Source organism: Nonomuraea sp. NPDC003560 (assembly GCF_042878785.1).
Taxonomy (GTDB): domain Bacteria; phylum Actinomycetota; class Actinomycetes; order Streptosporangiales; family Streptosporangiaceae; genus Nonomuraea.
This window is the reverse complement of the sequence record NZ_JBIAOF010000003.1, coordinates 498,186-511,473: the sequence shown is the minus strand read 5'-3', so window position 1 is coordinate 511,473 and position 13,288 is coordinate 498,186. Positions and strand designations below refer to the sequence as shown.

10 protein-coding genes are annotated in these 13,288 nt (G+C 72.8%); 7 read left to right on the top strand and 3 right to left on the bottom strand.

Annotation, left to right across the window (positions count from 1 at the left end):
* The first annotated feature begins 7 nt into the window (after positions 1-7).
* Entirely contained in the window at positions 8-1,822 is a 1,815-nt protein-coding gene (locus ACFYUV_RS13290) for a glycoside hydrolase family 15 protein (protein ID WP_387668371.1), read from the top strand.
* 28 nt (positions 1,823-1,850) lie between these two features.
* Here ACFYUV_RS13290 and ACFYUV_RS13285 read toward each other — a convergent pair whose 3' ends face one another.
* The gene (locus tag ACFYUV_RS13285; RefSeq protein ID WP_387668370.1) at positions 1,851-2,417 is read right to left on the bottom strand and encodes a YbhB/YbcL family Raf kinase inhibitor-like protein; all 567 of its coding nucleotides are present in this window, start codon (positions 2,415-2,417) and stop codon (positions 1,851-1,853) included.
* 266 nt (positions 2,418-2,683) lie between these two features.
* Here ACFYUV_RS13285 and ACFYUV_RS13280 point away from each other — a divergent pair, with 266 nt between their 5' ends.
* From ACFYUV_RS13280 to helR, 3 genes are all read left to right on the top strand, one after another.
* Positions 2,684-2,956: a GlsB/YeaQ/YmgE family stress response membrane protein gene (locus ACFYUV_RS13280; protein WP_387668368.1), complete on the top strand. Its 273-nt coding sequence runs from the start codon at positions 2,684-2,686 to the stop codon at positions 2,954-2,956.
* A gap of 170 nt (positions 2,957-3,126) precedes the next feature.
* On the top strand, positions 3,127-4,122 hold the full coding sequence (locus ACFYUV_RS13275; protein ID WP_387668365.1) for a sporulation protein: 996 nt from the start codon (positions 3,127-3,129) through the stop codon (positions 4,120-4,122).
* 238 nt (positions 4,123-4,360) lie between these two features.
* The gene (gene helR, locus ACFYUV_RS13270) at positions 4,361-6,538 is read left to right on the top strand and encodes an RNA polymerase recycling motor ATPase HelR (protein ID WP_387668362.1); all 2,178 of its coding nucleotides are present in this window, start codon (positions 4,361-4,363) and stop codon (positions 6,536-6,538) included.
* Positions 6,539-6,575: 37 nt separating this feature from the next.
* Here the strand turns inward: helR and ACFYUV_RS13265 are convergent, their stop codons facing one another.
* Positions 6,576-7,772, bottom strand: coding sequence for an NAD(P)/FAD-dependent oxidoreductase (locus ACFYUV_RS13265; RefSeq protein WP_387668360.1), 1,197 nt, complete (start codon positions 7,770-7,772; stop codon positions 6,576-6,578).
* Between the two features lie 94 nt (positions 7,773-7,866).
* Positions 7,867-8,811 carry an RNA polymerase sigma-70 factor gene (locus tag ACFYUV_RS13260; RefSeq protein WP_387668357.1) on the bottom strand — a complete coding sequence of 315 codons (945 nt, stop codon included), beginning with the start codon at positions 8,809-8,811 and terminating at the stop codon, positions 7,867-7,869.
* A gap of 76 nt (positions 8,812-8,887) precedes the next feature.
* On the opposite strand from ACFYUV_RS13260, the gene ACFYUV_RS13255 reads away from it, so the two are divergent.
* From ACFYUV_RS13255 to ACFYUV_RS13245, 3 genes are all read left to right on the top strand, one after another.
* On the top strand, positions 8,888-9,748 hold the full coding sequence (locus ACFYUV_RS13255) for an alpha/beta fold hydrolase (protein WP_387668355.1): 861 nt from the start codon (positions 8,888-8,890) through the stop codon (positions 9,746-9,748).
* Positions 9,749-9,888: 140 nt separating this feature from the next.
* The gene (locus ACFYUV_RS13250) at positions 9,889-10,449 is read left to right on the top strand and encodes a hypothetical protein (RefSeq protein ID WP_387668352.1); all 561 of its coding nucleotides are present in this window, start codon (positions 9,889-9,891) and stop codon (positions 10,447-10,449) included.
* Entirely contained in the window at positions 10,449-13,286 is a 2,838-nt protein-coding gene (locus ACFYUV_RS13245) for a M48 family metalloprotease (RefSeq protein WP_387668350.1), read from the top strand. The genes ACFYUV_RS13250 and ACFYUV_RS13245 overlap by 1 nt, the downstream gene beginning before the upstream one ends.
* Positions 13,287-13,288: the final 2 nt, after the last annotated feature.

Sequence of the window (13,288 nt, the reverse complement as noted above, 5' to 3'; positions counted from 1 at the left end):
TGCTGCGATGGGTGGAGCAGACGGTGACCGCTACCTGCCGATCGCCGAGCACGGCCTCATCGGCGATCTGCGCAGCGTGGCCCTGGTCGGCACCGACGGCACCATCGACTGGTACTGCTGCCCGGCCTTCGACTCGCCCAGCGTGTTCGCCTCGATCCTCGACGCCGACCGGGGCGGGGCGTTCGAGCTGGGCACCGACGTGCCGGCGCGGACCAAGCAGTTCTACTTCCCCGACACCAACGTGCTCATCACCCGCTTCTTCACCGAGAGCGGGGTGGGCGAGATCCAGGACTTCATGCCGATCATCGGCGAGCCGGGCGGCCGCGGCCGGCAACGACTGATCCGCCGGGTGCTCTGTGTGCGCGGCTCGCTGCCGTTCCACGCGCGGGTGGCCCCCCGCTTCGGCTACGGGGCCGACCCGCACGTCGTGCGCGAGGTCGACGGCCTGACCGTCTTCGAGTCCGACCGGCTGACGCTCGGGCTGAGCGCCACCGTCCCGGTCGAGTGCGACGGACGCGACGTGCGGGCGTGCTTCACCCTCGTGGAGGGCGAGTCGGAGGTGTTCGCGCTCGACCGGATCGAGGCCGAGATCCCGCCCCTCGGCTGCCCGCACGTCGAGGCGGAGGAGGCGCTGACCGCCACGGTCGCGTTCTGGCGTAAATGGCTGTCGGCCTCCCGCTACCGGGGCAGGTGGCGGGAGATGGTCCACCGCTCGGCCCTGACGCTCAAGCTGCTGACGTACGCGCCGACCGGCGCGATCGTCGCCGCCCCGACCACCAGCCTGCCCGAGCTGATCGGCGGCGAGCGCAACTGGGACTACCGCTACCTCTGGGTCCGCGACGCCGCCTTCTGCGTCTACGCCCTGCTCCGGCTGGGCTTCACCGGCGAGGCGGAGGCGTTCATGTCGTTCCTGACCCGGCACGTCAGCCTGTGCCCCGCCGGACCCAACGGCCCCCTCCAGATCATGTACGGCATCGACGGCCGCACCGACCTGCCCGAACGGCAGCTCGACCACCTGGAGGGCTACCGCGGCTCGGCCCCGGTGCGCGTCGGCAACGCCGCCGCCGGTCAGCTCCAGCTCGACATCTACGGCGCCCTGCTCGACTCCGTCTACCTCTACGACAAATGGGGCAAACCCATCTCCAGCGACCACTGGGACGCCGTCTGCGCCCTGGTCGACTGGGTCTGCGACAACTGGGACCAGCCCGACGAGGGCGTCTGGGAGACCAGGGGCGGACGCAAGAAGTTCCTGTACTCCCGGCTGATGTGCTGGGTCGCCATCGAACGCGCCATGCGCATGGCCGCCCGCCGCGGCCTGCCCGCCGACATCCCCCACTGGCGCGGGGCGCGCGACGACCTCTACCGGCAGATCATGGCCCACGGCTGGTCCGACGTGCGGCAGGCGTTCGTCCAGCACGAGGACGGCGACGTGCTCGACGCGGCGCTGCTGATGATGCCGCTGGCCAAGTTCGTCTCGCCCACCGACCCGAAGTGGCTGTCCACCCTCGACGCGCTCACCGCCGACCTGGTGTCCGACTCGCTGGTCTACCGCTACGACCCGGACGCCAGCCCCGACGGCCTGCGCGGCCAGGAGGGCACGTTCTCCATCTGCTCCTTCTGGTACGTCGAGGCGCTGGTCCGCGCCGGCCGGGTGGAGGAGGCCCGCCTGGCCTTCGAGAAGATGCTGACCTACGCCAACCACCTCGGCCTGTACGCCGAGGAGATCGGCCGGACGGGCGAGCAGCAGGGCAACTTCCCGCAGGCGTTCACCCACCTGGCCCTGATCAGCGCCGCCTTCAACCTCGACCGCGCCCTCGGCTGACCGCGGGAATCCCGGCGCTCCTGAGCGTTCAGGACTCGCCGGACAGCACGGCCGTTCCCAGGGACGCGCCGGAGATCACCCTCGCCGCGGTCGTCGTGGACGAGCCGGAGCCCAGTTCGGTCAGGGCGGCCCGGTCGAGGGCGTGCACGGTGAACTGGTAGGTGTTGACCGACCAGGGGGAGCACGGCCCCTGGTAGCCGTACAGGCTGGCGCTGCCGCGGTAGTAGATCTGCCGGGCCCCGGCGGGGGCCGTCGGACGGTAGGCGTGCTCGACGTTCTGCGGCAGCGAGGTCACGTCCGCCGGGATGTCGTAGATCACCCAGTGGATGAGGTTGTTGTTGTCCAGGTCCCGCATCACCAGGGCGTAGCCGCGGGTGCCGGCGGGGCCGCCGCTCCAGGTCAGGGGCGGTGACTCGTTGCGCCGGCCGGGGTCGGTCTGGCCGCCGCTGGTGCACTCGTGCACCTTCGGGATGATCCCGCCCTGGGTGAAGGCGGTGCTGGTGAGGGTGAAGGCGGTGGCGTTCGCGGGCGCCGCGGCGGTCACGGCAGTCGTCGCCGCGAGCAGGGCGTGCAGCACGATTCGTCTGACGGTCACAAAGGGCTCCTGAGAGGGGTTCGGTGCGCCGTTCGTTCGCGTCTGCTGTCGTGGGGTGTGCCCGCAGTGTAGGCACCGCGGGGGCGCCTCCGCCACCACCGCGAACGGCACACCCGCATGGAACCTGTCCGCCATGAACCGATATCAGGCTGAATGGTCCGGTTTCTTTGTGATGCTGCTGGGAAGCAATGGCGCTGTCAGGCCGGAGGCACTCCTCCCCCACGAGGGGTGGCGACATCCGGCGCGGCAGAACGGGAGTGTGAAGCGTGGCAGTCACCGGCATCATCTCCGCCCTCATCATCGGGCTCGTCATCGGCGTCCTCGGCCGGCTGGTCGTGCCGGGCCGTCAGAGCATCCCCATCTGGCTCACCATCGTGATCGGCATCGTCGCGGCCCTCATCGGCACCGCGATCGCCGCCGCGGTCGGCGTCGCGGACACCCGCGGCATCGACTGGATAGAACTGGTCATCCAGGTGGTGCTCGCCGGTCTGGGGGTGGCCCTGGCGGCGGGCCTCTACGGCAGGCGCAGCGTCCGGTAGAGCGGAACGCGCCGGGATCCCGGAGTGCGGCGAACGCGCCGCACTCCGGGATCCCGCCGTTCCCGCCCTTTTTACGGCAGACGTTTTCGGCATGGCCGGAACCGGGGCCGGACGGAGATCGTTGTGCGGGTCGGCTGCACACATTCGATCTTCGACAGGGAGAACAAGCCGTGGTCTTCAAACGCATGCTGGGTGCCTTCGGCGTCGGCGCGCCCTCGGTGGACACCGTTCTGGCGACCCCGCGCGTCCAGCCGGGCGGCACGCTGTCCGGCGAGGTGCGGCTCAAGGGCGGCGACTTCGACGCCGAGATCGAGCACGTCACCCTCGGCCTGGTCGCCCGCGTGGAGTTCGAGCACGGCGACGGCGAGCACGCGGGGGCCGGGGAGTTCTCCCGCGTCCAGGTGTCGGGGCCGTTCGTGCTGCGCCAGGGCGAGGAGCGCACGATCCCGTTCCAGATCGGCGTGCCGTGGGAGGCGCCGATCAGCCAGATCGGCGGGCAGCCGCTGCACGGCATGGCGCTGGGCGTGCGCACCGAGCTCGCCATCGCCAAGGCGGTCGACAAGGGCGACCTCGACGAGGTCGCGGTCGAGCCGCTGCCCTCGCAGCTGCGCATCCTGGAGGCGCTGCTGCAGCTCGGCTTCGCGTTCAAGTCCGCCGACCTGGAGGCCGGTCGCCTGTACGGCGTGCGCCAGGAGCTGCCGTTCTACCAGGAGATCGAGTTCTACCCGGCCGGCCGGTACGCCGGCGTGCTCGGCGAGCTCGAAGTGACCTTCGTGGCCGACCCGGCGGGGCTTGAAGTGGTCCTGGAGGCCGACAAGCGCGCCGGCCGCTACTCCGGCGACGCGATCGGCCGCTTCACCGTCAGCCACGCCGACGCCCTGCAGACCGACTGGGCCGCCGAGCTCGACCGCTGGCTGTCCGGCCTGGCCGCGCACGCCCACGGCGGCTTCGGGCACGGCGACCACCACGGCCACGGCGACCACGGGTACGGTGACCACCACGGTCACCACGGCTACGGCCATCACGAGCAGCACCACGGCGGGCCGGGCTGGGGCGCGGTGGCCGCGGCCGGCGCCGCCGGCGTGGTCGGCGGCCTGGTGGCGGGGGAGATCGTCGAGGAGATCTTCGAAGGCGACGACGACGAGGGCGGCGACGGCGACTGGTGACCCTCGACCGGTGATCCGCCCGTCACGGGCGGGTCACCCCGGTTCCGCTGTGCTGTGAAGCGAAGCAGGGCCTGTGGCGCGGAGCAAAGTGGCAGAAAAAGGAGCTTCTACTCCTTTCCACTCTTAACGTATAGCGCACCGGGGGGCTTGCGGCAAGACCCCCGTCGTGGCGCAGAATCGTCCGCCGAGGCCAGAAGCCTTGCCACGCGAAGACCGACCTCGTAGCGGAGCCACATACATGAATCCCCTGACCACCGGCGTGTTCGACCTGCCCGGCAACCTCGCCGCCAAGGCCGACCCGGCGCTGATCGCCGTAGACGAGCGACACTTCGCGGCCCTCGCCGAGAGCCTGGAGCAGTCGATCGCCGACCTGTCCGCCCGCCTCGACGCCGAACGCATGGCCCCCGGCGGCAAGGGCCGGCAGGCGCTCGACCGGGACCTGGAGATCCACCGCCTGTCCGCCCGCCTGCGGACGCTGCGCCGCTTCGGCCTCGACCTGTGCCTCGGCCACATGGTCACCGCCGACCACCCCGAACCGGTGTACATCGGACGGCTCGGCCTCACCGACAAAGACGGCCGCCGCCTGCTGCTCGACTGGCGTTCGCCCGCGGCCGAGCCGTTCTTCGGCGCCACCCACGCCAACCCCATGGGCCTGGCCAGCCGCCGCCGCTACCGCTGGACCCGCGGCCGGATCAGCGACTACTGGGACGAGGTGTTCACCGCCGACGGCTTCGAAGGGCACGCCGCGCTCGACGACCAGTCCGCCTTCATCGCCAGCCTCGGCGGCAACCGTTCGTCCAGGATGCGGGACGTGCTCGGCACCATCCAGGCCGACCAGGACGCCATCATCCGGGCCGGCTCCCGCGGCGCTCTCGTCGTGGACGGCGGCCCCGGCACCGGCAAGACCGTCGTCGCCCTCCACCGCTCGGCCTACCTGCTCTACTCCGACCCCCGGCTCGGCCACAACAAGGGCGGCGTGCTGTTCGTCGGCCCGCACCAGCCCTATCTGGCCTACGTCGCCGACGTGCTGCCCAGCCTGGGGGAGGACGGCGTGCGCACCTGCACCCTGCGCGACCTCGTGCCCGAGGGGACGGCGGCGGTCCCCGAGCGGGACCCGGAGGTGGCGCGGCTGAAGGCGTCCGCGGACATGGTGAAGGCGATCGAGCCGGCCGTCAGGTTCTACGAGAACCCGCCCGCCAAGGGCATGGCGGTCACCACGCACTGGTCGGACGTCTGGCTGAGCGCCGAGGACTGGGCCGAGGCGTTCCAGGCCGCCGACCCCGGCACCCCGCACAACGAGGCCCGCGACCAGATCTGGGAGGAACTGCTCACGATCCTCATCGACAAGCACGACCCGCAGGACCAGCACGGCGACCACGAGGTGTCGCCGGAGCTGCTGCGCAGGTCGCTGCGCGCGAACCGGGAGCTGCTGGCCGCCTTCAACCGCGCCTGGCCGCTGATCGAGCCCACCGACCTGGTCGGCGACCTGTGGACGGTCCCCGCCTACCTGCGGCTGTGCGCCCCCTGGCTCGGCCCGGACGAGATCCGGCGGCTCCAGCGCGCGGACGCCCAGTCCTGGACGGTCTCCGACCTGCCGCTCCTGGACGCGGCCCGCCAGCGGCTCGGCGACCCGGAGGCGTCCCGCCGGCAGCGCAGGCAGGAGGCCGCCCTGGCCGTCCAGCGCGAGCGCATGGCCCAGGTCGTGGACAACCTGATCGAGGCCGACGACGACGGCGAGGGCCTGGTGACCCAGCTTCGCCGGGCGGACCTCCAGCGCAACCTGGTGGACGAGTCGGAGCTGCCCACCGTGGAGCCGGACCTGCTCGCCGGGCCGTTCGCGCACGTCGTCGTGGACGAGGCCCAGGAGCTGACCGACGCCGAATGGCAGATGTTGCTGCTGCGCTGCCCGTCCAGGAGCTTCACCATCGTCGGGGACCGCGCCCAGGCCAGGCACGGGTTCACCGAGTCGTGGGCGGAACGGCTGGGCCGGGTCGGCATCGACCGCGTCGAGCTGGCCGGCCTGAGCGTCAACTACCGGACCCCGGCGGAGATCATGGCCGAGGCCGAGCCGGTCATCAGGGCCGCCCTGCCGGACGCCAACGTGCCGGTCTCCATCCGGGAGAGCGGCGTCCCGGTCACCCGAGGGCCGGTCGCCGAGTTGGACGCGATCCTCGACGCCTGGCTCGCCGCGAACCCCGAGGGGATCGCCTGCGTGATCGGGGACCCGGCCTTCCGGGAGCGGCCCCGGGTCCGGTCGCTGACGCCGGAGCTGTCGAAGGGGCTGGAGTTCGACCTGGTCGTCCTCGTCGATCCGGACCGGTTCGGCGATGGCGTCGAGGGGGTCGGGGGCGCGGTCGACCGTTACGTGGCGATGACCCGGGCGACCCGGCAGCTCGTCGTCCTCACGACCCCCTGACGGGGGCGCGCCGCCGGGTGCGCCACGCCGGCCGTCGTCATGCACGCGCCCTGGCGGCGGCGGGGCCGGCCGGGGCGTTCGCGCGGGTGACGCGGCGCCGCCGGGCCGGCTTGCCCAGCATCGGGTTGGCGACGCCCCAGGCGGCGCTCTTGCAGATCAGCTCCTTGTAGACGGCGGCGACCCGCCCGGTCAGCACCCTGGGCAGGGCGCGGTCGTCGGCGGTGACGAACTGGATCAGGCCGTTGCCCCGGCCCAGCGAGACGCACTGGTTGAAGTAGCGCGGCGTGGTGTTCGGCAGTTTCCCGCCGGTCAGCCGGGCCGCGATCGAGTCGGCGGCCTGACAGGCGGTCGGGATGCCCGACGCGCACGACATGCGCAGCGGCTTGCCGCCGGGGCCCATCGCCATGGCGGCGTCGCCGACGGCGTACACGTTCGGGTGCGAGACCGAGCGCATGGTCCCGTCGACCACGATCTGGCCGGTGCCGGCGACCTCCAGGGTGGTCGCCCGCGCGATCGGGTGCACGGCGAAGCCGGCCGTCCAGACGGTCACCTCGGCCGGGATGGGCTCGCCGTCGGTGGTGACGCGGTCGGCCTCGACGCCGGTGACGACCGTGTGCTCGTGCACGCTCACCCCGAGCCCGTCCAGGACCTTCCGCACGTGCGCGCGGCCCTTCGGCGAGAGCCAGTCGCCGAGAGCGCCGCGGGCGGCGAGGGCGACGTCGAGGTCGGGACGGGCCTCGGCGATCTCGGCCGCGGCCTCCAGCCCGGTGAGCCCGCCGCCGACGACGACCACGCGCTGACCGGCGTCGAGCCGGGCCAGCCGCTCGCGCAGCCGCAGCGCCCCCGGCCGGCCGGCGATGTCGTAGGCGTGCTCGGCGGTCCCGGGCACGCCCTCGGCGTTCCAGCCGCTGCCGAGCGCGTAGACCAGCGTGTCGTAGGCCAGCTCCTCGGCGCCGCCCGCGCCGGTGACGGTGACGGTCCCGCGGTCGGCGTCGAGGCCGGTGACCGTCCCGAGCCGCAGCTCGACGCCGGTGCCGGCGAACATCTCGCGGAACGGCCGGGGCCTGAGGTCCTGCCCGGTCGCCACCTGGTGCAGGCGGACGCGCTCCACGAAGTCGGGCTCGGCGTTGACGAGGGTGATGGCGACGTCCTCGCGGCTCAGCCGCCTGGCCAGGCGGCCGGCGACGACGGCTCCGGTGTAGCCGGCTCCGAGGACGATGATGCGGTGCTGCATTTCCTCGCTCCTGTCTGACGCGGGTTCGCCACCTGAACCGGACGGCCCGCGTTTTCCTGACAGGATCACGGTGTGAAGCGCGTCACACCGTGTCTCAGAAGGCTCTGAACACCGGCTCCCCGTGGTCGGTGGCCGCCCAGCGCGCGGTCGCCCGGCCGAGCTTGTCGGGGTTGACCTGGTTGCGGAACGCGGCGATGCCCTCGGCGGTGACCTCCAGGCACATGACGCCGACGACCCGGCCGTCCAGGACCGCCACGACGGCCGGCTCCCCGTTGGCCGTCCAGGGGTAGATCTCGGGCGAGCCGCCGATGATGGCCTGCTTGGCCTTGCCGGGCTTGACCAGGCCCCACAGGAACTTCGCGACCGCGACGGCGCCCTCGAACGCCTTGGCGCGGGCCGGGACCTTCCCGCCGCCGTCGCCGACCGCGATGGCGTCCTGGGTGAGCAGGCGGACGAGCGGCTCGGTCTGCCCGCTGGTGGCGGCGGCCAGGAACTCCTCGACGATCCGCCGGGCGGCGGCCTCGTCGACCTCGGTGCGGGCCCGGCCGTCGGCGACGTGCTTCTTGGCGCGGTGGAAGATCTGCTGGCTGGCCGATTCGGTGATGTCGAGGATCTCGGCGATCTCCCGGTGGGAGTGGTCGAAGGCGGCCCGCAGCACGTAGACCGCCCGCTCGTTCGGGGACAGGCGCTCCATCAGCGTGAGGACGGCGTACGAGACCGATTCGCGCTGCTCGGCGGTCTCGGCCGGGCCGAGCATCGGGTCGCCGGCGAGCAGCGGCTCGGGCAGCCACTCTCCGACGTACGTCTCGCGGCGGGCCCGCGCGGAGCCGAGCTGGTTGAGGCACAGGTTGGTGAGCACCTTCGTCAGCCACGCCTCGGGCACCTCGACGCGGTCCGCGTCGGCGGACTGCCAGCGCAGGAACGTCTCCTGCACGGCGTCCTCGGCCTCCGCGGCGGAGCCGAGCAGGCGGTAGGCGATGGCCTCCAGGCGGGGTCTGGCGGCCACGAACCGGTCGACGTCGTCCGCGGTCAAAGGCATGGGCCGATCCTAGAACGTCCCCTGATGCGGCGGAACGCCGGTGTTGATCCAAGACGGTCCCGGGTAGAGGGGGCCGATGTTCGACGACTTCGAGACCGGCGTGATCGACGTCGGCGAGACCGAGCTGTTCGTCCGGTACGGCGGTTCCGGCACGCCCCTCCTGCTGCTCCACGGCCACCCCCGCACCCACGCGACCTGGCACCGCGTCGCACCCCTCCTGGCCCCCCACCACACGGTGATCTGCCCCGATCTGCGCGGGTACGGCCGCTCGGGCAAACCGCCCACCACCCCCGACCACGCCCCCTACTCCAAACGGGCCATGGCCCGCGACATGGTCGCCCTCATGCGCTCGCTGGGCCACGAACGGTTCGCCGTCGCCGGCCACGACCGCGGCGCCTACGTCGCCCACCGCCTGGCCGCCGACCACCCGGCGGCCGTCACCCGCCTGGTCGTGATGGACGGCATCCCCATCGGCGAGGCGCTGGCCAGGGCCGACGCCCGCTTCGCGGCGTCCTGGTGGCACTGGTTCTTCCTCGGCCAGACCGCCAAACCCGCCGAACGCGTCATCAACGCCGACCCTGACGCCTGGTATCAGGGCAGCCCCGAACAGATGGGCCAGGAGGCGTACGAGGACTACCGCCGGGCCATCCACGACCCGGACACCGTCCACGCGATGTGCGAGGACTACCGCGCCGGCCTCACCGTGGACCGCGCGGCCGACGACGCCGACCGCGCCGCCTCCCGCCGCCTCACCTGCCCCACCCTGTTCCTCTGGACGTCCAAGGACGACATGGAGGACCTGTACGGCGACCCGCTGGCGATCTGGCGCACCTGGGCCGACGACGTGACCGGCCATCCGATCGACAGCGGCCACCACGTGGCCGAAGAGGCCCCGGACGAACTCGCCGCCTCCTTGCTGGCCTTCCTGCGCGAATGACGCCCTGACGGGGGCCGTCCCGGACATCTGATTCATGCCGTTTTCCGCGTTCACCTCCATCGCCGGACCTCTTCCGTGAGGATGGGGCTCCTGCACAGCGTGGCGAGTGCGTCACAGAACGCGATGTGGAGAGGGGCGTCATGAGTTCCGGAGCGGCTTCGCCCAGCGGCGGCGGTCCTGCGAGCAGGGCGACGACGACCAGGGTCCGCGACGTCGTGCGCGATGTGGTGGCGGCGACCGCGCCGGAGGAGCTCCTGCTCGTGGACGGGCTGGCCGGGCTCGGCGACGACGTCGTGATCCGGCGCCTGGGCCGGCGGGGCGCCAGGCGTGAGCCGTTGGGGTTCGGTCTGGGGGAGATCGCGGCCCTGGTGACGCCGGTGGTGTGGCTCATGGTCGACGAGGCCGCACGGCGGGTGGGGACCGCCGCCGTGGACGGCGCGGCGGCGCGCACGAAGGCCGTGCTGCGCAAGGTCTTCCGGAGGCCGGCGGCGGCCGTCCTCGTCCCTGACCTGACCCGGGACGAGCTCGCCGAGGTCCACCGCAGGGTGCTGGAGACCGCTGTGGAGCACGGGCTCGGCGACAGCCGTGCCCGGCTCATCGCCGACGCCGTGGTGGGCCGGCTCGCACTGGCCGCACCGGAACCCGACGCGCGGGAACCGGACGGCCCGGCCGACGGCGCCCCCCTGACGAAGAACCAGTGATGACGGCCACGGCCTCCGCCCCGCGGATCGACGAGCGGACGATGGGCGCGGGCACGACCGTGCGCTTCGTGCTGCTGCTCACTCTGCTGCTGGTGAGCAGCGGTTCGATGATGCAGGTCGTGGCCCGCGGATACCACGGCGGCTACGGATACGGCTGCCTGCTCGCCGCCGGCGGCGATCCCACCCAGGGCACCGACCGGGGCATCTCAGCGCGGATCATCGCCAACCACGACGCCTACTGGGCCTGCGTGGACCGCTACGAGCCCGCGGCGCCCTGGTGGCTGCCCCTCCTGGGGCTCGTCCTGGTGGCGGCGGCGGCCGTGGCGCTGTTCCTGGCCCTGCCGCACTGGAAGGTCCGGCGGCGCCGCCTCGTACCGCTGGACGTGATCGACCACGACGGCGAGATCGGCCGCAGGATGGCGGAGCTCGCCGCCGTGGCCGGCCTGGCCCGCGTGCCCAGGATCGTCGTGGACCTGACGGCGGCCACGACCGACGCCGTGGTGTTCGGCAGCGACCGCCGCCCGATCGTGTGCCTGCACGGCGGGCTGGTCGCCCGCAGGACCGCCGATCCCGGCGGCTTCCGCGCGCGGGCGATGCACGAGTTCGCCCACATCCGCAACCGCGACCTCACCATCACCTACGCCACCGTCGTCGTGTGGCGGGTGTTCGTCGTCCTCGTGCTCCTCCCGTACGTCGTCTGGTACCTCACCGCGATCCCCACCTCCGCGCGGTCGCCGTTCTGGCCCGGCGAGACGGCGTTCACCACGCGGGGCCTGCTGCTTCCGGTCTGCATGATCCTCCTGGTCTACCTCGCCCGCTCGGACGTCCTGCGCAGCCGGGAGATCCACGCCGACCTCGCCGCGACGCGCTGGGGCGCCGACCTGCGCTCCCTGGCGTTCACGATGCCCGCCCCGGTCACGGGCCGGCTGCGGCGGGCTCTCGGCTCCTTCGTCGAGCTGTGGCGCATGCACCCGCGCTGGACGCTGCGCCGGGACGCCGTCACCGACCCGGCGGCGCTGTTCGGCGTGCAGGCGCTGCCCATGTTCCTGACCGGGGCCGCCGCTCCGCTCATCGACGTCCAGGTGGCGGAGTACCTGCCTCCCGCCGCGAGCGGCACCTGGCTGGGCCGGCTGCCGGCCCTGCTGGTGGCGGGTCTGGTCACCGGCGTGGCCGGGATCGCGCTGTGGCGTGCCGTGGTCCATGCGGTGCTGACCGGGCGTCGCGCGCCGTCCGGCGTGCGCGCGGGGCTGTGGCTGGGAGCCGGCGCGGTGGCCGGCGAACTGGTGCTGAACCGGGTGACGGTCCTGCGGTGGTTCCCGGACCACCCGGTGGTGCTGGCGCTGGTGCTGTTCGCCGGGGTGGCCTTCGCCTGGTGGACCGCGCAGTGCGCCGAACTGTGGGTCAGGGCCTGGCCGGGACGTACGATCCGGCCGGCCATGCTGCTGGGGCTCGCGGCCGCGTGGCTGGTGCTGTTCTCGTGGTTCGTGTGGTGGCAGAGCGAAGGCGCGCTGCTGGCGAGCACCGGAACGGTCGACCCCGCCGGGATGCAGGTGATCCTGCGGGAGCTGTACGGCGCCTCACCGGAGGAGCATCCGGCCGTGCAGTCCGCGATCGGCGCGGTGTGGCCGTTCCTGACCAGCCTCGACACGCCGCTCGTCCTCTCCGCGGTCATGGCCCTGTGGGTGGTGCCACTGCTCACCTGGACGTTCCGCCCGACCACCGCTCCGCCCCCGTGGACGCTCGGCTCCTTGCCCGAGACCAGCCGGTGGGAGGCCCTGGGCAAGGAGGTCCCGCTGCAGCGGCGGGTGCTGCCGGTCGTGCTGCTGGGGATACCGGCGAGCTGGGCCGCCGTCGCCGTCGTGATGGGCTACATGCACACCTGGCAGCCCCCGCCCGCGGATCGAGCAGGTTTCTACGCCCTGGTCTACCAGGCGTGGACGCTCGTGGCCCTGGTGACGGCGGCCGCGGCGGCAGCCGTCGTCGCGAGCGTGCCGGCGAGCCGTCACCGGCTGCTCGTCGCGCTGATCACCGCCGAGGTCGTGGCGTTGGGCGGCCTGGCCGGCCGCTTCGTGTTCGCCGCCGCGGACGGCTGCTTCCAGCCGCTCAACACCTTGGCGGTTCGCTGCCACTGGCTGCCGGATCCGGCTTGGACGCTCGTGCAGAGCATCATGGGCTACGTTCTCGTGCTCGCCGCGGTCGCCGCCGTCCTGGCGGCCGGCATCGTGTCGGCGGCCCGGAGGCCGCGGCCCAGGACCGGGCGCGCGACCCGCGACCTCCCTCCCGGCCCGCGTCCGACCGGCCGGCTCGCCGCGCGACGAGCCGCCACGGCCGTGCTCTGCGCGGCGGCGGTGGCGGCGCCCCTCGTGGCGGCTGCCCAGCAGGAATCGCCCGGACCCGCCACCCTCTCCCAGGTCCAGCGGGTGGTGGGCCTCGACGATGCGGTGGTGTCCGCCGAGATCAGGCAGCTGCAGGTGAAGGCCTGGTGGGCACACGGCGGGTGGGATCTGCGCGAACGCTACAGGACCGATGTCGTGCGTCTCTCCAAGAGCCTGAACGACGCCGCGCAGGCCGGGCGCGGCTCCGTCGAGCCGGCGATCTTCGGCCCCCTGTGCGCCCACATGGGGGAGATCGCCCGAGACGCGGGCCGCTACTTCGACGCCCCCGACCAGGAGACCCGGGCCTTCTGGCGGACGTTCGTCACCCAGGCCGGCAACGGCGGCCGAAACTGCCGGAAAAGCCTGGCGGACGAGAACGGCGACCTCTTCATCACGTCCATGAACGAGCTCATCGAGGCCGGGAAGGCGCTCGAAGCGGTCACCGCCAGGATGCCGAGGTGACC